We start from the raw sequence: 19,671 nt of genomic DNA, 5'->3' as shown, positions 1-19,671 counted from the left end.
TCATGTATGACGCTTGGGACGCTATGCATTGTCCGACGCGTCATCGGACTCGATGGCAGTGTGTGGAGCGCGGATTGCTTCGAGGCGCGCGCAGTGCCATCCGGTTCGGATGCACACTAACTCTGGGCGGCACAGGGAGAGCATATGAAGGCCATCGAAATCACTGAGTTCGGCGCACCCGAAGTTCTCAAACTCGGCGAGCGTCCGACGCCTGCGCCGGGCAAGTGCGAGGTGTTGATCAAGGTGGCCGCTTCCGGCGTCAACCGGCCGGACGTGTTCCAGCGCAAGGGCGCTTATGCGCCGCCGCCGGGCGCGTCGGATCTCCCGGGGCTGGAGGTTGCCGGTGAAATCGTCGATGGCGATTTCGATCCGAAGCACAACCCGTTCGGTCTGAAAAAAGGCGATCGCGTGTGCGCGCTGCTCGCGGGCGGCGGATACGCCGAATACGCGGTGGCCCCGCTCGAACAGTGTCTGCCGGTGCCGAAGGGTCTGTCGGACATCGAGGCGGCATCCTTGCCGGAGACGTTCTTCACGGTGTGGAGCAACGTGTTCGAACGCGGTCAGTTGGGCGCGGGCGAGAACGGCGAGGAAGAAACGCTGCTCGTGCAGGGCGGGTCGAGCGGCATTGGCGTGACGGCGATTCAGATCGCCAAAGCGCTCGGCTTTCGCGTGTTCGCCACGGCCGGCACCGATGAAAAGTGCCGCGCGTGCGAAGCGCTCGGCGCGGAGCGGGCGATCAACTACAAGACGGAAGATTTCGTCGAAGTGGTGAAGTCGCTGACGAACGATCGCGGCGTCGACGTCATTCTGGATATGGTCGCTGGCGACTATCTCCAGCGCGAGCTCAAGGCGCTTGCCGACGGCGGGCGCATCTGCGTGATTGCGCTGCTCGGCGGCGCGAAGGCGGAGATCAATCTGAACGACGTGCTGCGCCGGCGTCTCGTCATCACGGGTTCGACGCTGCGTCCGCGTCCCGTCGCATTCAAGGCGAAGCTCGCGGCGAAGCTGAAGGAGCGCGTCTGGCCGGAAATCGAGGCGGGGCGCATCAAGCCGGTGATCCATCAGGTGTTCCCGGCGCGCGATGCAGCCGCCGCGCACGCACTGATGGAAAGCAGTACGCACGTCGGCAAGATCGTGCTCGACTGGCGCGACGACGCGTGAAATTCGCCGGGAGCGAGCGTTTCATGTTGCGGCTCGCTTTTGATGGTTTGACCGGTTTCGTCGTAACACAGTAAAATCGCCTGTTTTGCAGGCAGTTTGCGGTTCGTAGCGGTTCATTCTTATAACAGGGCGGCTGACCACGTGCATGCAACAAGCCGCCACCGACTGACGAGACATATGTCCAGAGAACGAGCGAAACTGGTGGTGGGCAACTGGAAGATGCACGGCCGCATCGGAGAAAATGCGACCTTGCTGATCGAGGTCGCCGCGGGCGCATCGGCTTTGCAGAAGGGCGTGAGCGTCGGCGTGTGCGTGCCGTGTCCGTATCTCGCGCAATCGCAAGCGCTGCTCAGCGGCTCGGTGGTGCGCTGGGGCATTCAGGACGTGTCGGCGCATACGGGCGGTGCGTTCACCGGCGAAGTCGCGGCCGAGATGGCGGCGGACTTCGGCGTCACGTACGCGATCGTCGGGCATTCGGAGCGACGCGCGTATCATCGCGAAAGTCCGGAACTCGTTGCGTCGAAAGCGCAGCGCGCGATCGAAGCGGGCCTTACGCCGATCGTCTGTGTCGGCGAGACGCTGGAAGAACGTGAGGCGGGCACGACGGAGCGGATCATCGGCACGCAACTCGAAGCCGTGTTGCAGGCGCTCACGGAAGAGCAGGCGGCGGGCATCGTGGTCGCGTACGAACCGGTCTGGGCGATCGGTACGGGCAAGACCGCGCGGCCGGGGCAGGCGCAGGATGTTCATGCGTTTCTGCGTCACAAGCTGCTGGAGAAGGGCGCAACGGTTGCGAACGTGCCGCTCTTATATGGCGGCAGCGTGAAGCCGGAAAACGCGGAAGAGCTGTTCGGGCAGAAAGACATCGACGGCGGGCTGATTGGCGGCGCGTCGCTGAAGTCGAAAGATTTTCTGGCGATCTGCCGGGCGGCGCAAACCGTGACGCATTGAGCGTCGAACGGCGAGCGGGCAGGGCAGGCGAAAGAGCATAGTGCGACACGAAGGTGTCACGGAAACATCAGGAATCGGGTGAGTTGAAATGCTGTATTTGAAGACATTGATTATCGTCGTTCAGTTGCTGTCGGCGTTGGGTGTAATCGGCCTCGTGCTGCTCCAGCACGGCAAGGGCGCGGACATGGGCGCGGCGTTCGGCAGCGGCGCATCGGGCAGTCTGTTCGGTGCGACGGGCTCGGCCAACTTCCTGTCGCGTACCACGGCCATTCTCGCCGCGATCTTCTTCGTGACGACGCTGGCGCTGACCTATCTCGGAAGCTATAAGCCGCAGACGTCCGCGGGTGTGTTGGGCGGTGCGGCTCCTGTGCCGGCATCGGCTCCGGCCGTGGCCGCATCAGGAGCGTCTGCGCCTGTGTCGGCACCGGTTGCATCGTCGGCGCCGGGCGCTGACGTGCCCAAATAACGACGGAACAGATTTTTCGCGGATTTTGCATTTTGTGCGTTGAACAATTCCAAGGGCCCAGTTATAATTCAAGTCTTGAAGCGATTCGCGGCAATTAAGAAGTAGTTTTCCCGGATTGCAGTACAGTGCCGACGTGGTGAAATTGGTAGACACGCTATCTTGAGGGGGTAGTGGCGAAAGCTGTGCGAGTTCGAGTCTCGCCGTCGGCACCAAAGTTATCCAATGCCAGCCGCTTGCATCGCTTCGGCTGGCATTGTCACTTCTGGAGTACGCTTACGTTTTTGCGGCGGCATCGACAACATCAAAGCGGTTGTCACGTTGTGCTGATATCGTGAGCGGTCCCAAGTGATATCTCCTGCCGGGTGGTCCGTCCCGGCTGAAGCGCCCCAATCAATTACAGGCCACATCTACCGATCTGAGGATAGCCTTGAACCTCGCACCCTATTACCCCGTCTTCTTGTTTCTTCTGGTGGGCCTTGGTTTAGGTATAGCGTTGGTCAGCATTGGCAAGATCCTCGGTCCCAACAAGCCCGACACCGAGAAAAACGCGCCGTACGAATGCGGCTTCGAAGCGTTCGAAGACGCGCGTATGAAGTTCGATGTGCGTTACTATCTCGTCGCGATTCTTTTCATCATTTTCGACCTTGAGACGGCGTTCCTGTTCCCGTGGGGTGTTTCCCTGCGCGATATCGGCTGGCCTGGTTTCATCGCGATGATGATTTTTCTGCTCGAATTTTTGCTCGGTTTCGCCTACATCTGGAGAAAGGGCGGACTCGACTGGGAATGACAGTTAGATCACCGGATTCATGGGCGGCTTTGGCTGGCTGCTCATCTGGAGTGGAAAACAAATGAGTATCGAAGGGGTCTTGAAGGAAGGCTTTGTCACCACCACGGCTGACAAGCTCATCAACTGGACGCGCACCGGCTCCCTGTGGCCGATGACGTTCGGTCTCGCATGCTGCGCGGTCGAGATGATGCACGCGGGCGCCGCCCGTTACGACCTGGACCGTTTCGGCGTGGTGTTCCGCCCGAGCCCGCGCCAGTCGGACGTGATGATCGTCGCCGGCACGCTCTGCAACAAAATGGCGCCCGCGCTTCGTAAGGTGTACGACCAGATGGCCGAGCCGCGCTGGGTCATCTCCATGGGCTCGTGCGCGAACGGCGGCGGCTACTATCACTATTCGTATTCCGTCGTGCGCGGCTGCGACCGGATCGTCCCGGTCGACGTCTACGTTCCCGGTTGTCCTCCGACCGCCGAGGCGCTGGTCTACGGCGTGATCCAGTTGCAGGCGAAGATTCGCCGCACCAACACCATCGCCCGTCAGTAAGGGCCTGAGTCTCCCCCAAACTATGGCAAGCAAACTCGAGACCCTCAAAGCGAACCTCGAGACGGCGTTTGGCGGCCGTCTCCAGAGCATTACCGAGTCGCTGGGTCAGGTGACGGTCGTCGTCAAGGCGGCCGACTATCTGGACGTCTGCAAGCAGTTGCGCGATGACCCGTCGCTGCGCTTCGAGCAGCTCATGGACCTCTCCGGCGTCGATTATTCGACGTATGGCGACGGCGTCTACGACGGTCCGCGTTTCGCGGCAGTCAGTCATCTTCTCTCGATCACGCACAACTGGCGCGTGCGCGTGCGCGTATTCGCTCCGGACGACGAAGTGCCCATCGTGGCTTCGGTGGTCGATATCTGGACGTCGGCGAACTGGTACGAGCGCGAAGCGTTCGACCTCTATGGCATCGTATTCGAAGGCCATCCCGATCTGCGCCGCATTCTCACGGACTATGGTTTCATCGGTCATCCGTTCCGCAAGGACTTCCCGATTTCCGGCTACGTCGAAATGCGCTACGACCCGGAAGAGAAGCGCGTGGTGTACCAGCCCGTGACGATCGAACCGCGCGAAATCACGCCGCGCGTGATTCGCGAAGATCGCTATGGCGGTCTGAAACATTAAGAGAACGCCATGGCAGAGATCAAGAATTACACGCTGAACTTTGGCCCGCAGCACCCGGCAGCGCACGGCGTGCTGCGCCTCGTGCTGGAACTCGACGGCGAAGTGATCCAGCGCGCCGACCCGCACATCGGTCTGCTGCATCGCGCGACCGAGAAGCTCGCCGAGACCAAGACCTTCCTGCAGTCCGTGCCGTACATGGACCGTCTCGACTATGTGTCGATGATGGTCAACGAGCACGGCTACGTGCTCGCTATCGAGAAGCTGCTCGGCATCGACGTGCCGATCCGCGCGAAATACATCCGTGTGCTGTTCGACGAAATCACGCGCGTGCTGAACCATCTGATGTGGATCGGCTCGCACGCGCTCGACGTCGGCGCGATGGCGGTCTTCCTTTACGCGTTCCGCGAGCGCGAAGATCTGATGGACGTCTACGAGGCGGTGTCGGGTGCGCGCATGCACGCGGCGTACTATCGTCCGGGCGGCGTCTATCGCGATCTGCCGGACGCGATGCCGCAATACAAGGCGTCGAAGATCCGCAACGCGAAGGCGCTCGACAAGATGAACGAGAACCGTCAGGGCTCGTTGCTCGACTTCATCGAGGACTTCTTCAATCGTTTCCCGGGCTGTGTCGACGAGTACGAAACGCTGCTCACCGACAACCGCATCTGGAAGCAGCGTCTCGTGGGCATCGGCGTGGTGAGCCCGGAGCGCGCGTTGCAGATGGGCTTGAGCGGCGCGATGCTGCGCGGCTCGGGCATCGAGTGGGACTTGCGCAAGAAGCAGCCGTACGAAGTGTACGATCAGCTCGACTTCGACATCCCCGTCGGCGTGAACGGCGACTGCTACGACCGCTATCTGGTGCGCGTGGAAGAAATGCGCCAGTCGACGCGCATCGCCAAACAGTGCATTGCGTGGCTGCGCAAGAATCCTGGCCCTGTGATGGTCGATAATCACAAGGTTGCACCGCCGTCGCGCGTCGGCATGAAGAGCAACATGGAAGAGCTGATTCACCATTTCAAGCTCTTTACCGAAGGCTTCCATGTGCCGGAAGGCGAAACGTACGCTGCGGTCGAGCATCCGAAGGGCGAGTTCGGCATCTACCTGATCTCGGATGGCGCGAACAAGCCGTATCGCCTGAAGATTCGCGCGCCGGGCTATGCACACCTCGCAGCGCTCGATGAAATGGCGCGAGGCCACATGATCGCCGACGCAGTGACGATCATCGGTACGCAAGACATCGTGTTCGGCGAGATCGATCGCTGATTCATCGGCGCCTGCGCGGTCGGCTCGCCGAGCCGCTGCGCAAGAAACGCGAAAGCAATAACAGGAACCCGCAGGAACGCCAGGTCTGCCGCAATACGAAGGGCGCGGCAGGTTTTCGTTCGGTAGGAATTGAAAGAGTCGTGTCTGAAAATGATCTCAGCTGAAGGCCTGAAAGAAATCGATCGCGCGGTCGCGAAGTATCCCGCCGAGCAAAAGCAATCGGCGGTGATGGCGGCGCTCGCTGTCGCTCAGGAAGAGCATGGTTGGCTCTCGCCCGAAATCATGCAGTTCGTGGCCGATTACCTGAGCATGCCGCCGGTCGCGGTGCAGGAAGTCGCCACGTTCTACACGATGTACGAGCTGAAGCCGGTCGGCAAGCACAAGATCACGCTCTGCACGAATCTGCCCTGCCAGCTCGGCCCGGATGGCGGTTCGGACAGCGCTGCCGAATATCTCAAGCAGAAGCTTGGAATCGATTTCGGCGAGACCACGCCCGACGGCAAGTTCACGCTAAAAGAAGGCGAGTGCTTCGGCGCGTGCGGCGACGCACCTGTGCTGCTCGTGAACAACCATCGCATGTGCAGCTTCATGAGCCGCGAGAAGATCGACCAGTTGATCGAGGAACTTTCGAAATGACGTCACTCCACGATCGTCACATCAAGCCGCTGATCCTCGCTGGCCTCAATGGCGAGAACTGGCATCTCGAAGATTACGTCGCGCGCGGCGGCTACAAGCAGTTGCGCCGCATTCTCGAAGAAAAGATTCCACCCGAGCAGGTGATCGCCGACGTCAAGGCGTCGGGTCTGCGCGGCCGCGGCGGCGCGGGCTTTCCGACCGGCCTGAAGTGGAGCTTCATGCCGCGTCAGTTTCCGGGGCAGAAGTATCTCGTCTGCAATTCGGACGAAGGCGAGCCGGGCACGTTCAAGGATCGCGACATCCTGCGCTGGAATCCGCACGCGCTGATCGAAGGCATGGCCATCGGCGCGTATGCAATGGGCATCACCGTCGGCTACAACTATATCCACGGCGAGATTTTCGAAGTCTATCGCGTGTTCGAAGCGGCGCTCGAAGAAGCGCGTCAGGCCGGCTATCTGGGCGCGAACATCCTGGGCTCGGGTTTCTCGTTCGAGCTGTACGCGCACCATGGTTACGGCGCGTACATCTGCGGTGAAGAAACCGCGCTGCTCGAATCGCTCGAAGGCAAGAAGGGCCAGCCGCGCTTCAAGCCGCCGTTCCCGGCGAGCTTCGGCGTGTACGGCAAGCCGACCACGATCAACAACACCGAGACGTTCGCGGCGGTGCCGTTCCTGCTGGAAATCGGCCCGCAGAATTACCTCGAGATCGGCAAGCCGAACAACGGCGGCACGAAGATTTTCTCCGTCTCGGGCGATGTGAACCGTCCGGGCAACTACGAGATTCCGCTCGGCACGCCGTTCTCGACGCTGATGGAACTGGCGGGCGGCGTGCGCGGCAAGTCGATCAAGGCCGTGATTCCGGGCGGCTCGTCCGCGCCGGTCGTGCCGGGCGACATGATGCTCGCGACCGACATGGACTACGACTCGATCGCGAAGGCCGGCTCGATGCTGGGCTCGGGCGCGGTCATCGTGATGAACGAAACGCGCTGCATGGTGCGCTCGCTGTTGCGCCTGTCGTACTTCTACTATGAAGAGTCGTGCGGCCAATGCACGCCGTGCCGTGAGGGCACGGGCTGGCTGTATCGCGTCGTGCATCGCATCGAGCACGGTCTCGGCCGCAAGGAAGATCTGGATCTGCTGAACTCGGTCGCCGAGAACATCATGGGCCGTACGATCTGCGCGCTCGGCGATGCAGCGGCGATGCCCGTGCGCGGCATGCTCAAGCACTTCTGGGACGAATTCGAATATCACGTCGAGCACAAGCATTGTCTCGTCGGCGGGCACGCGCATCACGCGCCGTCCGAAGCGCTTACCGCGTAATCAGGCGCGCAGTCAGATGCGCGACAACGCTCGAGAAGGGTTGAGGATCTTTATCCATCATGGTTGAACTAGAAATTGACGGCAAGGCGGTCGAGGTGCCTGAAGGCAGCATGGTGATCCAGGCTGCGCACAAGGTCGATACGTACATCCCTCACTTCTGCTATCACAAGAAACTGTCGATCGCGGCGAACTGCCGGATGTGCCTCGTCGAAGTCGAAAAGATGCCGAAGGCCGTTCCCGCCTGCGCCACGCCGGTATCGAACGGCATGATCGTCCGCACGACGTCGGACAAGGCCGTGAAGGCCCAACAGTCGGTGATGGAATTCCTGCTGATCAACCACCCGCTCGATTGCCCGATTTGCGATCAGGGCGGCGAGTGCCAATTGCAGGATCTGGCCGTCGGTTACGGCAAGTCGCAGTCGCGCTATAGCGAAGAAAAGCGCGTGGTGTTCCACAAGAACGTCGGTCCGCTCATCTCGATGGAAGAGATGTCGCGCTGCATCCACTGCACGCGCTGCGTGCGCTTCGGCCAGGAAGTCGCCGGCGTGATGGAGCTCGGCATGCTGGGCCGTGGCGAGCATTCGGAAATCACGTCGTTCGTCGGCAAGACCGTGGATTCGGAGCTGTCGGGCAACATGATCGACCTGTGCCCGGTCGGCGCGTTGACGAGCAAGCCGTTCCGCTACAGCGCCCGTACATGGGAACTGTCGCGCCGCAAGTCGGTGAGCCCGCACGATTCCGTCGGCGCGAACCTCGTGGTGCAGGTGAAGAACAACCGCGTGATGCGCGTTCTGCCGATGGAGAACGAAGCCATCAACGAATGCTGGATCTCCGACAAGGACCGCTTCTCGTACGAAGGCCTGAACAGCGACGAGCGTCTCACCGCGCCGATGCTGAAGCAGGGCGGCAACTGGATCGAAACCGACTGGCAGACCGCGCTCGAGTACGTCGCGAAGGGTCTGAAGGGCATCAAGGCGGATCACGGCGCGAATGCCATCGCCGCTTTGGCCACGCCGCACAGCACGGTCGAAGAACTGCATCTGCTGAAGACGCTGGCTGAAGGCGTCGGCACGCCGAACGTCGATTTCCGTCTGCGTCAGAACGATTTCTCGGCGCCGGTCGGCGTCGGCGCGCCGTGGCTCGGCACGAAGATCGCGAATCTGTCGACTATCGACACTGCGTTCGTCATCGGCTCGTTCCTGCGTCGCGATCATCCGCTGTTTGCCGCGCGTCTGCGTCAGGCCGCGAAAAACGGCGCGAAGCTCACGTTCCTCAACGCAAGCAACGACGACTCGCTGATCCCGACCGCGCATCGCCTGGTCGCGGCGCCGTCGGCGTGGCTCGATCAGCTTGCGGGCATCGCTGCGGCGGTTTCGGAAGCGCGCGGCGTCGCGCTGCCGGACGCATTCGCGGGTCGCGAAGTGTCGGCCGCGGCGAAGGACGTCGCGGCGTCGCTGTCGGCGGGCGAACAGCGCGTCGTGCTGCTCGGCAACCTCGCGGTTCAGCATCCGGATTTCGCGCAGATTCAGGCGGCCGCCCAGTGGATCGCCGACAATACCGGCGCGACGCTCGGCTTCCTCACGGAAGGGGCGAACTCGGTCGGCGCGCATCTCGTCGATGCATTGCCGGGCGAGGGCGGTCTCAACGCGCGCGAAGTGTTCGAGCAGCCGCGCAAGGGCTACGTGCTCTTCAACGCGGAACCGGAATTCGATACGGCCAATCCGGCGCAAGCCATCGCCGCGCTCAAGGCAGCGGAAATGGTCGTCGTGATGTCGCCGTTCAAGCACGGCATGGACTACGCGGACGTGCTGCTGCCGATCGCGCCGTTCACGGAAACGTCGGGCACGTTCGTCAACGCGGAAGGCACCGCTCAGTCGTTCAATGGCGTCGTGCGCGCGCTGGGCGAGACGCGTCCGGGCTGGAAGGTGTTGCGCGTGCTGGGCACGATTCTCGGCCTGCCGGGTTTCGAGTTCGACACTGCTGACGAAGTGCGTGTCGCGGCGTTGGGTACGGGCGATCTGACCGCGCGTCTGTCGAACAAGACGACAGTGCAGGCCAAGCGCGCTGCATCGAACGTCGTGTTGAACGGCAGCGGCTTGCAGCGTCTCGCCGATGTACCGATCTATCACGCCGATGCGCTCGTGCGTCGCGCGCCCTCGTTGCATTTGACGGCAGCCGCACGCGATGCGAACGTGGCGGGCCTTCCGACCGCGCTCTTCGACAAGCTCGGTCTGAAGGATGGCGAAGCAGTGCGTATTCGCCAAGGCAATCTGTCGGTGACGTTGCCCGCGATCCGCGATGCGAATCTCGCGGAATCGGTGGTCCGCGTGTCGGCGGGCACGACGGCTGGCGCCGCGCTCGGCGGCCTGTTCGGTGAACTGGTAGTGGAGAAGGCGTAAAAATGGGCTTGTTCGATACGATCAACGCAGGCGGCACGCAGCTTCTGGGCGTCGCATGGCCGACGGTGTGGGCGGTGGTCCGCATCCTGGTGGTTTCGGTGGTCATCCTGCTGTGCGTGGCCTACCTGATTCTCTGGGAACGCAAGCTCATCGGCTGGATGCACGTGCGTCTCGGCCCGAACCGCGTCGGCCCCGCAGGCTTGCTGCAGCCGATCGCCGACGTGCTGAAGCTTCTGCTCAAGGAAGTCATCCAGCCGACGGCTGCGAGCAAGTGGATCTATGTGATCGCACCGATCATGACCGTGGTGCCGGCGTTCGCCGTGTGGGCGGTGATCCCGTTCCAGGCGAAAGCGGTGCTCGGCGACATCAACGCGGGTCTGCTGTACATCATGGCGATTTCGTCGATCGGCGTATACGGCGTGATTCTGGCGGGTTGGGCGTCGAACTCGAAGTACGCGTTTCTCGGCGCGATGCGCGCCGCGGCGCAGATGGTGTCCTACGAAATCTCGATGGGCTTCGCGCTCGTCGTGGTGCTGATGGTCGCGGGCACGCTGAACATGTCCGACATCGTGCACTCGCAGCAGCGCGGCATGTTCGCGGGCTGGGGCATCAACTTCCTGTCGTGGAACTGGCTGCCACTTTTGCCGATGTTCGTCGTGTACTTCATCTCGGGCATCGCGGAAACGAACCGTCACCCGTTCGACGTGGTGGAAGGCGAATCGGAAATCGTCGCCGGTCACATGATCGATTACTCGGGCATGGCGTTCGCGCTGTTCTTCCTCGCCGAGTACATCAACATGATCGTGATCTCGGCGATCGCAGCGACGCTGTTCCTCGGCGGCTGGGATGCACCGTTCGGCTTCCTGTCGTTCATTCCGGGCGTATTCTGGTTCGTTTTCAAGGTTTTCCTGCTGCTGTCGGTCTTCATCTGGGCGCGCGCGACATTCCCGCGTTACCGCTACGACCAGATCATGCGCCTGGGCTGGAAGGTGTTCCTGCCGGTGTCGGTGATCTGGGTGGTCGTGGTCGGTTTCTGGATCATGTCGCCGCTCAACATCTGGAAGTAAGCGAGCGCGGACGAAAACATCATGAATGCTATTCAGAACTTCTTTAAGACCTTCTTCCTGACCGAGTTGCTCAAGGGTCTTGCGCTGACGGGACGTTACACGTTCCAGCGCAAGATCACGGTGCAGTTCCCGGAAGAAAAGACGCCGATCTCGCCGCGTTTTCGCGGTCTGCACGCGCTGCGCCGCTATGAGAACGGCGAAGAGCGCTGCATCGCCTGCAAGCTGTGCGAAGCGGTGTGCCCGGCGATGGCGATCACGATCGAATCGGAAACGCGCGCGGACAACACCCGTCGCACCACGCGTTACGACATCGACCTGACCAAGTGCATCTTCTGCGGTTTCTGCGAGGAGAGCTGCCCGGTCGATTCGATCGTCGAAACGCACATCCTCGAATATCACGGCGAAAAGCGCGGCGACCTGTATTTCACGAAGGACATGCTGCTTGCGGTGGGCGATCGCTACGAAACGGAAATCGCCGCATCGAAGGCGGCCGACGCGCCTTATCGTTGATATGCGTCCGATGCCCGAGCCTCATGTTCCGGCATCGCACCGTAGCGATTTTGTTGTTGCTGTTTGGCACACTGCGGCGCGCGCCGAGGGCGGCTCCTGTCCGAAAGCGCCGACACACCATGCCTGATGATGGCCTAACGATGAACCGGTAATCATGGAATTCACAACCGTACTGTTCTATATCTTCGCGCTGCTGCTGGTCGTTTCCGCGCTGAAGGTGATCACTTCGCGCAACCCGGTGTCGTCCGCGCTCTTCCTCGTGCTCGCGTTCTTCAACGCGGCCGCGATCTGGATGCTGCTGCAAGCCGAATTCCTCGCGATTCTGCTGGTTCTCGTATATGTCGGCGCCGTGATGGTGCTGTTCCTGTTCGTCGTCATGATGCTCGACATCAACATCGATGTCCTGCGCAAGGATTTCAGGCGCTTCGTGCCGCTCGCGAGCATCGTCGGCGCGATCATCGTGATCGAGACCGCGCTGATCCTTTGGCACGGCTACGGCGGCACGATCACACCCGAAACGTCGACGGCGGTGACGGGCGCAGCGGCGATGTCGAACACGCAACTGATCGGCAAGGTCATCTACACCGACTACATCTTCGCGTTCGAAATCGCCGGCCTCGTGCTGCTGGTTGCGATCATCGCGGCGATCTCGCTCACGATCCGCGACAAGAAGGACAAGAAGACCCAAACCGTCAGCCAGCAGGTCAAGGTGCGCCGCGAAGACCGCGTGCGCCTCGTGAAGATGCAGGCCGAAACGCAGGCGCCCGACGCCTCCACGGAACCTGCCGTGACCGGCAACATCGGCGCGGGCACGGTCGACAACAAGGGCTGAGCGCGAAGGAGAAATCGAATATGTTGAGTCTTGCCCATTACCTCGTGCTCGGTGCGATCCTCTTTGCGATCAGCATCGTCGGCATCTTCCTGAACCGCCGCAACGTCATCATCATCCTGATGGCCATCGAATTGATGCTGCTCGCGGTGAACACCAATTTCGTCGCGTTCTCGCACTATCTGGGCGACGTGCACGGCCAGATCTTCGTGTTCTTCGTGCTGACTGTCGCCGCCGCTGAAGCCGCGATCGGTCTCGCGATTCTCGTGACCCTGTTCCGTAGCCTCGACACGATCAACGTCGAGGACCTCGATCAGCTCAAAGGTTAATTTCAGGCTAGGCTGTTATGTCCACGACACTCAATGAAAACCTCCTGCTCGCGGTTCCGCTGGCGCCGCTTGCCGGCTGTCTGATCGCGGGGCTGTTCGCGAAATGGGTAGGGCGCAAGGGCGCGCATCGCGTCACGATCCTCGGCGTCTTCATCTCGTTCATTCTTTCGGCGATCGTCTTCAACGACGTGATGCATGGCGCGAGCTTCAACGCGACCATCTACGAATGGATGAGCGTCGGCACGCTGAAGATGGAAGTCGGCTTCCTGGTCGACTCGCTCACGGCGATGATGATGGTCATCGTGACCTTCGTCTCGCTGATGGTGCACATCTACACCATCGGCTACATGGCGGACGAGGAAGTCGGCTACGAGCGCTTCTTCTCGTACATCTCGCTCTTCACGTTCTCGATGCTGATGCTCGTCATGAGCAACAACTTCCTGCAGCTGTTCTTCGGCTGGGAAGCGGTGGGCCTCGTGTCGTACCTGCTGATCGGCTTCTACTTCACGCGTGAGAGCGCGATCTACGCCAACATGAAGGCGTTCATCGTGAACCGCGTGGGCGACTTCGGCTTCCTGCTGGGCATCGGCCTGCTGCTCGCGTTCGCCGGTTCGCTGAACTATGGCGACGTGTTCGCGCAGGGCGACAAGCTCGCGACGATGACGTTCCCCGGCACGCAATGGGGTCTGCTGACGGTCGCGTGCATTTGCCTCTTCATCGGCGCGATGGGCAAGTCGGCGCAGTTCCCGCTGCACGTCTGGCTGCCCGACTCGATGGAAGGCCCGACGCCGATCTCCGCGCTGATCCACGCGGCAACGATGGTGACGGCCGGCATCTTCATGGTGACGCGCATGTCGCCGCTCTTCGAGCATTCGGATGCGGCGCTTTCGTTCGTGACGGTCATCGGCGCGATCACGGCCTTGTTCATGGGCTTCCTCGGCGTCGTGCAAAACGACATCAAGCGCGTGGTCGCGTACTCGACGCTCTCGCAGCTCGGCTACATGACGGTCGCGCTCGGCGTCTCGGCTTATCCGGTCGCCGTGTTCCACCTCGGCACGCACGCGTTCTTCAAGGCGCTGCTGTTCCTCGGCGCGGGCTCGGTCATCATCGGCATGCACCACGATCAGGACATGCGCAACATGGGCGGCCTGCGCAAGTACATGCCGATCACCTGGATCACATCGCTGATCGGTTCGCTCGCGCTGATCGGCACGCCGTTCTTCTCGGGCTTCTACTCGAAGGATTCGATCATCGAAGCCGTGAAGTACTCGCATCTGGCGGGCTCGGGCTTCGCGTATTTCGCGGTGGTCGCGAGCGTGTTCGTCACGTCGCTGTACTCGTTCCGTATGTACTTCATGGTGTTCCACGGCGAAGAGCGCTTCCGCGGTCCGAAGCATCCCGACTCGCCGATGGGCCAGGCGGAAGCGCACGGCCACGGTCATGATTCGCACGGTCATCACGACGATCACGGTCACGGACACGCTCACGTCCCGCACGAAACGCCTTGGGTCGTGACGCTGCCGCTCGTGCTGCTCGCGATTCCGTCGATCATCATCGGCGCGATCATGATCGGCCCGATGATCTACGGCGACTTCTTCTCGCACGGCGTCGTGTTCGACAAGGTGATCTACATCGCCGAGAACCACGAAGGCCTGAAGGAAATGGCCGAAGAGTTCCACGGCTGGATTGCGATGGCGCTGCACGGCATCATCACCCCGGGTCCGGTGTGGCTCGCGGCGCTCGGCGTGATCGTCGCGTGGTTCTTCTACATGAAGCGTCCGGACCTGCCAGCGGTTGTCGCGCGCACGTTCCGCCCGATCTACGTGCTGCTCGACAACAAGTACTACTGCGACAAGATCAACGAGGTCGTGTTCGCGAAGGGCGCTGTCGCCATCGGCCGCGGCTTGTGGAAAGAGGGCGATGTGGTCGTCATCGACGGCATCGTCAACGGCAGTGCGCGGTTCATGGGCTGGTTCGCCGGTGTGATCCGCTTCCTTCAATCCGGTTACATCTATCACTACGCGTTCGCCATGATTATCGGCATGTTGGGGCTCTTGACCCTGTTTGTGACGCTCGGCGGCAAATAAGGCGAGGGATCCTATGCACTCTTTTCCGATTCTCAGTGTCGCGATCTGGCTACCGATCGTTTTCGGCCTGCTCGTGCTCGCAGTTGGTAACGACCGCAACCCGGCGCCCGCGCGCTGGGTCGCGCTGGTCGGCTCGGTGCTCGGGCTGATCGTCACGATTCCGCTCATCACCGGCTTCGATACGTCGACGGCCGCGCTGCAGTTCGTCGAACAGTCGAACTGGATCGAGCGCTTCAACATCACGTATCACCTCGGCGTCGACGGCATCTCGATGTGGTTCGTCGTGCTGACCGCGCTCATCACGGTGATCGTCGTGATCGCCGGCTGGGAAGTGATCACCGAGCGCGTGTCGCAGTACATGGCCGCGTTCCTGATCCTCTCGGGCATCATGATCGGCGTGTTCTCGACGGCGGACGGCCTGCTGTTCTACGTGTTCTTCGAAGCCACGCTCATTCCGATGTACATCATCATCGGCGTGTGGGGCGGCCCGAACCGCGTGTATGCGGCGTTCAAGTTCTTCCTGTACACGCTGGCCGGCTCGCTGCTGATGCTGGTCGCGCTGCTGTACCTCTACACGCAGACGCACACGTTCGATCTGGCGACGTGGCAAGCCGCGAAGCTCGACATGACGCCGCAGGTGCTGCTGTTCATCGCGTTCTTCCTGGCGTTCGCCGTGAAGGTGCCGATGTGGCCGGTGCACACGTGGCTGCCGGACGCGCACGTCGAAGCGCCGACGGGCGGTTCGGTCGTGCTGGCGGCGATCATGCTGAAGCTCGGCGCGTACGGTTTCCTGCGCTTCTCGCTGCCGATCGCGCCGGACGCGAGCCATTTCCTCGCGCCGGTGGTCATCACGCTGTCGCTGATCGCGGTGATCTACATCGGTCTCGTCGCGATGGTGCAGTCCGACATGAAGAAGCTCGTCGCGTATTCGTCGATCGCGCACATGGGCTTCGTCACGCTCGGCTTCTTCATGTTCGGTGCGTCGAGCCAGCTCGCGGTCGAAGGCGCGATCATCCAGATGATCTCGCACGGTTTCGTATCGGGCGCGATGTTCCTTTCGATCGGCGTGCTGTACGACCGCGTGCACTCGCGCCAGATCGCGGATTACGGCGGCGTCGTGAACACGATGCCCAAGTTCGCGGCATTCGTGATGCTCTTCGCGATGGCCAACTGCGGCCTTCCGGGTACCTCGGGTTTCGTCGGCGAATTCATGGTGATTCTGGCGGCGGTGAAGTACAACTTCTGGATCGCTTTCCTCGCGACGTTCACGCTGATCCTCGGCGCGGCCTACACGCTGTGGATGTACAAGCGCGTGTACTTCGGCGCGGTCGCGAACGACCACGTCGCGAAGCTCAAGGACATCAACGGGCGTGAATTCCTGATGCTCGCCATCCTTGCGCTGTTCACGCTGTACATGGGCCTGCATCCGAAGCCCTTTACCGACGTGATGCACGAATCCGTGGCAAACCTGCTCTCCCACGTCGCGCAGTCCAAGCTGCCGCTGGCTCAGTAACGTCGTGCGGAGGAACTAAAAGATCATGCAAAACGCCTCTATGAGTATTCTTTGGCCTGACGCGGTCCTGATGGCGTCGGTCGTTCTGGCCTGGCTCAACGACACGATGTTCGGCCCGAAGAGCCGCGGCACGACGTATCTGATCGCGCTCGTGTCGACGATCGTCTGCGGCGTGTGGTTCGCCGTCACCGCGCTCGACCCGACGCCGCATTTCTTCTTCACGCGCATGTATATCGTCGATCCGTTCGCGAGCGCGATGAAGGCGGTGGTGTGTCTCGGCTACGCGGTGTCGATCATCTACTCGAAGAAGTATCTGGAAGACCGCGACCTGTTCCGCGGCGACTTCTTCCTGCTCGGCCTGTTTTCGCTGCTCGGCCAGTGCGTGATGATTTCGGGCAACAACTTCCTGACGCTGTATCTCGGCCTCGAACTGATGTCGCTGTCGCTGTACGCGGTGATCGCGCTGCGCAAGGACGTGCCGCAGTCGAACGAGTCGGCGATGAAGTACTACGTGCTCGGCGCGCTCGCATCCGGCTTCCTGCTGTACGGCATCTCGATGATCTACGGCGCGACCGGCTCGCTCGATCTGAACGAAGTGCTGAAGACCGTCGCTTCGGGCCGCATCAACGACGCCGTGCTGCTGTTCGGCGCGATCTTCATCGTTGCGGGCGTGGCGTTCAAGATGGGCGCGGTGCCGTTCCACATGTGGGTGCCTGACGTCTACCAGGGCGCGCCGACCGCGATGACGCTGCTCACCGGCGGCGGACCGAAGGTCGCGGCGTTCGCGTGGGGTCTGCGCTTCCTGGTGATGGGCCTCTTGCCGCTCGCGGTGGACTGGCAGGAAATGCTCGTGATCCTCGCGGCGCTGTCGCTGATCGTCGGCAATATCACGGGTATCGTGCAGAAGAACATCAAGCGGATGCTGGCTTACTCGGCCATCTCGAACATGGGCTTCGTGCTGCTGGGTCTGCTCGCCGGCGTGGTCGACGGCAAGCTGACGGGTGCGGCGGGCGCATACAGCTCGGCGATGTTCTACAGCATCATCTATCTCGTCACGACGCTCGGCACCTTCGGCGTGGTCATGCTGCTCGCGCGCCGCGACTTCGAAGCCGAAATGCTCGAAGACTTCAAGGGCCTGAATCAGCGCAGCCCGGTATTCGCGTTCGTCATGATGATCATGATGTTCTCGCTCGCCGGCATCCCGCCGACGGTCGGCTTCTACGCGAAGCTCGCCGTGCTCGAAGCGACGATGAACGCCGGTCTCACATGGCTCGCCGTCCTCGCCGTGATGACCTCGCTCGTGGGCGCGTTCTACTACCTGCGCGTCGTCAAGCTGATGTACTTCGATGCGCCGACGGACGCATCGCCGATCGTCGCCGGCGGCCTGAACCGCTCGCTGCTCGCGTTCAACGGCCTGGCCGTTCTGGTGCTCGGTCTGGTGCCGGGTCCGTTGATGAGCGCGTGCCTCACGGCGATCTCGCATACGCTGCCGCTGTAATGTCGGCGGCAGGCTGGTTCATCGTGCTGTTGGCGCTCGTTCTTGCCAACGTGCCGTTCCTGAATCAGCGCCTCTTCGCCATCGTCCCGTTGCCGCTTCCGGCGTCGACGGGACGCAAGGCGGCGAAGAAGAGCGCGTGGATTCGCATCGGCGAGCTCGTCGTTCTTTACTTTGTGGTCGGTGCGCTCGGCTTCATGCTCGAAGCGCGCGCCGGCAACCGATTCGATCAGGAATGGCAGTTCTATGCCATTACCTTCAGTCTCTTCGTCGTGTTCGCCTTTCCGGGCTTCACGTATCAATATCTCGTCAAACGCTGCTGACCGCTTCGTGCTGTCAGCGGCTTGTTTGCTTCAACAGCACAGGGCTCAAGATGGCAGATCATTCCTCGATTCCCGGTAACGACGACGGCCTCATCGAAAAGAAGGTCGAAAGCGTCACGCTGCACGAGGGCAAGTTCCTCACGCTGAAACGCGATACCGTTGAATTGCCCGATGGCAAGCACGCGACGCGCGAGTTCGTCGAGCATCCCGGCGCGGTGATGATTCTCCCGGTCTTCGACGACGGACGCGTGCTGCTCGAACGCCAGTTTCGTTATCCGGTGGGCCGCGTGCTGCTCGAATTTCCGGCGGGTAAGCTCGATCCGGACGAAGACGAGCTGACGTGCGCGAAACGCGAGTTGCAGGAAGAGACGGGTTACACCGCGCGTGAATGGACGTTCCTCACGCGAATCCATCCGGTGATTTCGTATTCGACCGAGTTCATCGACATCTATCTTGCGCGCGGCCTCAATGCCGGCGATGCGAAACTCGACGAAGGCGAATTCCTCGAGACTTTCGTCGCCGACGAAGCGCAGTTGATGGCCTGGGTGAAGGACGGCAGCATCAGCGACGTGAAGACGATCATCGGCGTGTTCTGGCTGGAGAAGATCCGCTCGGGTGAGTGGAAGCTTGGTGAGTCGATCGAGGATTGAGCGCTCGTCACACGGATGCGTGCAAAAGCGGCCTCGATGGCCGCTTTTGTCGTTTTTGCGTCGTCAAAGGCGCCCTTCGGGCCGAGCGGCTAGAATGAGTAGTTCAGCGTTTGACGGCCACTGCACATTCCTGCAGATTTGCGAACGACCGTTCATAAAGCGCGTTTTTGAGATAAACTTCAACGAAGCCCCATCAGCATGAAGGTCCTCGATTTAAAGTGCTCGCACGATCACCGGTTCGAAGGCTGGTTCGCCTCGACCGAAGAGTTCGAGTCGCAATTGTCGCGCAAGCTGGTTGCTTGTCCGGTTTGCTCGGCGACCGATGTGAGTCGTATGCCGTCCGCGCCACGCTTGAATTTGTCGTCCGCGCGAGGGGAGGCGGCTTCCCAGCCTGCGCAGGCGCAAGCCGCGCCTGAAGCGGCGGCATTGCAGGCGCGCGCGCTGCAATTCATGCGCGAGCTGATCGAGAAGACCGAAAACGTGGGCGACCGGTTTGCCGACGAGGCGCGGCGCATTCATTACAACGAGGCGCCCGCGCGCAACATACGCGGCGTCACGACGCCCGAAGAGACGCACGCGCTGCTCGAAGAAGGGATCGACGTGATGCCGTTGCCTGTTCCGGACGCGCTGAAAGAGCCGCTGCAGTAACGTTCTTGCGCGGTGTCTTTTCGGGCTCCGGAAGGGGCCGTGAAGGAGACACTGCGCATGGACCTCAGTTTT

At 61.6% G+C, this 19,671-nt stretch carries 20 protein-coding genes and 1 tRNA gene; all 21 read left to right on the top strand.

Annotation, left to right across the window (positions count from 1 at the left end; all coding sequences use genetic code 11):
• Positions 1-144 precede the first annotated feature (144 nt).
• The 21 genes from NCT05_RS10350 (at position 145) to NCT05_RS10250 (ending at position 19,599) form a co-directional block, all read left to right on the top strand.
• Positions 145-1,161, top strand: a complete 1,017-nt coding sequence (locus tag NCT05_RS10350; protein WP_034473898.1) for an NAD(P)H-quinone oxidoreductase — start codon at positions 145-147, stop codon at positions 1,159-1,161.
• Positions 1,162-1,338: 177 nt separating this feature from the next.
• Positions 1,339-2,112, top strand: coding sequence for a triose-phosphate isomerase (gene tpiA, locus NCT05_RS10345; protein ID WP_008341786.1), 774 nt, complete (start codon positions 1,339-1,341; stop codon positions 2,110-2,112).
• Positions 2,113-2,200: 88 nt separating this feature from the next.
• A complete protein-coding gene (gene secG / locus NCT05_RS10340; protein ID WP_175983176.1) occupies positions 2,201-2,578 on the top strand; it encodes a preprotein translocase subunit SecG in 378 nt (125 codons plus the stop codon).
• Between the two features lie 127 nt (positions 2,579-2,705).
• Positions 2,706-2,790 (top strand) — tRNA-Leu (locus NCT05_RS10335).
• Positions 2,791-3,005: 215 nt separating this feature from the next.
• Entirely contained in the window at positions 3,006-3,365 is a 360-nt protein-coding gene (locus tag NCT05_RS10330; protein ID WP_008341784.1) for an NADH-quinone oxidoreductase subunit A, read from the top strand.
• A gap of 61 nt (positions 3,366-3,426) precedes the next feature.
• Positions 3,427-3,906 (top strand): NuoB/complex I 20 kDa subunit family protein, encoded by a 480-nt coding sequence (locus tag NCT05_RS10325; protein ID WP_006052903.1) that lies wholly within the window; start codon positions 3,427-3,429, stop codon positions 3,904-3,906.
• Positions 3,907-3,928: 22 nt separating this feature from the next.
• Entirely contained in the window at positions 3,929-4,531 is a 603-nt protein-coding gene (locus NCT05_RS10320) for an NADH-quinone oxidoreductase subunit C (RefSeq protein WP_008341743.1), read from the top strand.
• A 9-nt stretch (positions 4,532-4,540) separates the two neighbouring features.
• On the top strand, positions 4,541-5,794 hold the full coding sequence (locus NCT05_RS10315) for an NADH-quinone oxidoreductase subunit D (RefSeq protein ID WP_008341742.1): 1,254 nt from the start codon (positions 4,541-4,543) through the stop codon (positions 5,792-5,794).
• 150 nt (positions 5,795-5,944) lie between these two features.
• Positions 5,945-6,430, top strand: a complete 486-nt coding sequence (nuoE, locus tag NCT05_RS10310; protein ID WP_008341741.1) for an NADH-quinone oxidoreductase subunit NuoE — start codon at positions 5,945-5,947, stop codon at positions 6,428-6,430.
• Complete coding sequence (gene nuoF, locus NCT05_RS10305; RefSeq protein WP_008341740.1) at positions 6,427-7,749, top strand: NADH-quinone oxidoreductase subunit NuoF; 1,323 nt, start codon at positions 6,427-6,429, stop codon at positions 7,747-7,749. Before nuoE ends, nuoF begins: the two co-directional genes overlap by 4 nt.
• A 59-nt stretch (positions 7,750-7,808) precedes the next feature.
• Positions 7,809-10,148 carry an NADH-quinone oxidoreductase subunit NuoG gene (gene nuoG, locus NCT05_RS10300; RefSeq protein ID WP_250502221.1) on the top strand — a complete coding sequence of 780 codons (2,340 nt, stop codon included), beginning with the start codon at positions 7,809-7,811 and terminating at the stop codon, positions 10,146-10,148.
• A 2-nt stretch (positions 10,149-10,150) separates the two neighbouring features.
• Positions 10,151-11,215 carry an NADH-quinone oxidoreductase subunit NuoH gene (nuoH, locus tag NCT05_RS10295; RefSeq protein WP_008341736.1) on the top strand — a complete coding sequence of 355 codons (1,065 nt, stop codon included), beginning with the start codon at positions 10,151-10,153 and terminating at the stop codon, positions 11,213-11,215.
• Between the two features lie 21 nt (positions 11,216-11,236).
• A complete protein-coding gene (gene nuoI / locus NCT05_RS10290) occupies positions 11,237-11,725 on the top strand; it encodes an NADH-quinone oxidoreductase subunit NuoI (protein WP_008341734.1) in 489 nt (162 codons plus the stop codon).
• 154 nt (positions 11,726-11,879) lie between these two features.
• On the top strand, positions 11,880-12,557 hold the full coding sequence (locus tag NCT05_RS10285; RefSeq protein ID WP_008341733.1) for an NADH-quinone oxidoreductase subunit J: 678 nt from the start codon (positions 11,880-11,882) through the stop codon (positions 12,555-12,557).
• Between the two features lie 20 nt (positions 12,558-12,577).
• Positions 12,578-12,883 carry an NADH-quinone oxidoreductase subunit NuoK gene (nuoK, locus tag NCT05_RS10280; RefSeq protein WP_007588140.1) on the top strand — a complete coding sequence of 102 codons (306 nt, stop codon included), beginning with the start codon at positions 12,578-12,580 and terminating at the stop codon, positions 12,881-12,883.
• 17 nt (positions 12,884-12,900) lie between these two features.
• The gene (nuoL, locus tag NCT05_RS10275; protein WP_008341714.1) at positions 12,901-14,970 is read left to right on the top strand and encodes an NADH-quinone oxidoreductase subunit L; all 2,070 of its coding nucleotides are present in this window, start codon (positions 12,901-12,903) and stop codon (positions 14,968-14,970) included.
• Positions 14,971-14,983: 13 nt separating this feature from the next.
• A complete protein-coding gene (locus tag NCT05_RS10270; protein WP_008341712.1) occupies positions 14,984-16,483 on the top strand; it encodes an NADH-quinone oxidoreductase subunit M in 1,500 nt (499 codons plus the stop codon).
• Positions 16,484-16,508: 25 nt separating this feature from the next.
• The gene (nuoN, locus tag NCT05_RS10265; RefSeq protein WP_244807408.1) at positions 16,509-17,981 is read left to right on the top strand and encodes an NADH-quinone oxidoreductase subunit NuoN; all 1,473 of its coding nucleotides are present in this window, start codon (positions 16,509-16,511) and stop codon (positions 17,979-17,981) included.
• Complete coding sequence (locus tag NCT05_RS10260; protein ID WP_250502220.1) at positions 17,981-18,301, top strand: DUF2818 family protein; 321 nt, start codon at positions 17,981-17,983, stop codon at positions 18,299-18,301. The genes nuoN and NCT05_RS10260 overlap by 1 nt, the downstream gene beginning before the upstream one ends.
• A gap of 50 nt (positions 18,302-18,351) precedes the next feature.
• Positions 18,352-18,951, top strand: coding sequence for an NUDIX domain-containing protein (locus NCT05_RS10255; RefSeq protein WP_250481555.1), 600 nt, complete (start codon positions 18,352-18,354; stop codon positions 18,949-18,951).
• Between the two features lie 198 nt (positions 18,952-19,149).
• Positions 19,150-19,599 carry a DUF1178 family protein gene (locus tag NCT05_RS10250; protein ID WP_175983172.1) on the top strand — a complete coding sequence of 150 codons (450 nt, stop codon included), beginning with the start codon at positions 19,150-19,152 and terminating at the stop codon, positions 19,597-19,599.
• Positions 19,600-19,671 lie beyond the last annotated feature (72 nt).

This window comes from Caballeronia sp. AZ7_KS35, from assembly GCF_023631045.1.
GTDB classification, from domain to species: domain Bacteria; phylum Pseudomonadota; class Gammaproteobacteria; order Burkholderiales; family Burkholderiaceae; genus Caballeronia; species Caballeronia zhejiangensis.
Note: the sequence above shows the minus strand (reverse complement) of the source record. Positions and strands in the feature narration are given on the sequence as shown.

Excerpts from the sequence above, each read along its gene's own strand:
- NCT05_RS10325 (WP_006052903.1), top strand. The coding sequence starts at position 3,427 with ATGAGTATCGAAGGGGTCTTGAAGGAAGGCTTTGTCACCACCACGGCT.
- NCT05_RS10255 (WP_250481555.1), top strand. The coding sequence starts at position 18,352 with ATGGCAGATCATTCCTCGATTCCCGGTAACGACGACGGCCTCATCGAA.
- NCT05_RS10250 (WP_175983172.1), top strand. The coding sequence starts at position 19,150 with ATGAAGGTCCTCGATTTAAAGTGCTCGCACGATCACCGGTTCGAAGGC.
- nuoG (WP_250502221.1), top strand. The coding sequence starts at position 7,809 with ATGGTTGAACTAGAAATTGACGGCAAGGCGGTCGAGGTGCCTGAAGGC.
- nuoK (WP_007588140.1), top strand. The coding sequence starts at position 12,578 with ATGTTGAGTCTTGCCCATTACCTCGTGCTCGGTGCGATCCTCTTTGCG.
- tpiA (WP_008341786.1), top strand. The coding sequence starts at position 1,339 with ATGTCCAGAGAACGAGCGAAACTGGTGGTGGGCAACTGGAAGATGCAC.
- NCT05_RS10270 (WP_008341712.1), top strand. The coding sequence starts at position 14,984 with ATGCACTCTTTTCCGATTCTCAGTGTCGCGATCTGGCTACCGATCGTT.
- nuoF (WP_008341740.1), top strand. The coding sequence starts at position 6,427 with ATGACGTCACTCCACGATCGTCACATCAAGCCGCTGATCCTCGCTGGC.
- NCT05_RS10315 (WP_008341742.1), top strand. The coding sequence starts at position 4,541 with ATGGCAGAGATCAAGAATTACACGCTGAACTTTGGCCCGCAGCACCCG.
- NCT05_RS10320 (WP_008341743.1), top strand. The coding sequence starts at position 3,929 with ATGGCAAGCAAACTCGAGACCCTCAAAGCGAACCTCGAGACGGCGTTT.
- nuoN (WP_244807408.1), top strand. The coding sequence starts at position 16,509 with ATGCAAAACGCCTCTATGAGTATTCTTTGGCCTGACGCGGTCCTGATG.
- nuoH (WP_008341736.1), top strand. The coding sequence starts at position 10,151 with ATGGGCTTGTTCGATACGATCAACGCAGGCGGCACGCAGCTTCTGGGC.
- nuoL (WP_008341714.1), top strand. The coding sequence starts at position 12,901 with ATGTCCACGACACTCAATGAAAACCTCCTGCTCGCGGTTCCGCTGGCG.
- nuoE (WP_008341741.1), top strand. The coding sequence starts at position 5,945 with ATGATCTCAGCTGAAGGCCTGAAAGAAATCGATCGCGCGGTCGCGAAG.
- NCT05_RS10350 (WP_034473898.1), top strand. The coding sequence starts at position 145 with ATGAAGGCCATCGAAATCACTGAGTTCGGCGCACCCGAAGTTCTCAAA.
- nuoI (WP_008341734.1), top strand. The coding sequence starts at position 11,237 with ATGAATGCTATTCAGAACTTCTTTAAGACCTTCTTCCTGACCGAGTTG.
- NCT05_RS10260 (WP_250502220.1), top strand. The coding sequence starts at position 17,981 with ATGTCGGCGGCAGGCTGGTTCATCGTGCTGTTGGCGCTCGTTCTTGCC.
- NCT05_RS10285 (WP_008341733.1), top strand. The coding sequence starts at position 11,880 with ATGGAATTCACAACCGTACTGTTCTATATCTTCGCGCTGCTGCTGGTC.
- secG (WP_175983176.1), top strand. The coding sequence starts at position 2,201 with ATGCTGTATTTGAAGACATTGATTATCGTCGTTCAGTTGCTGTCGGCG.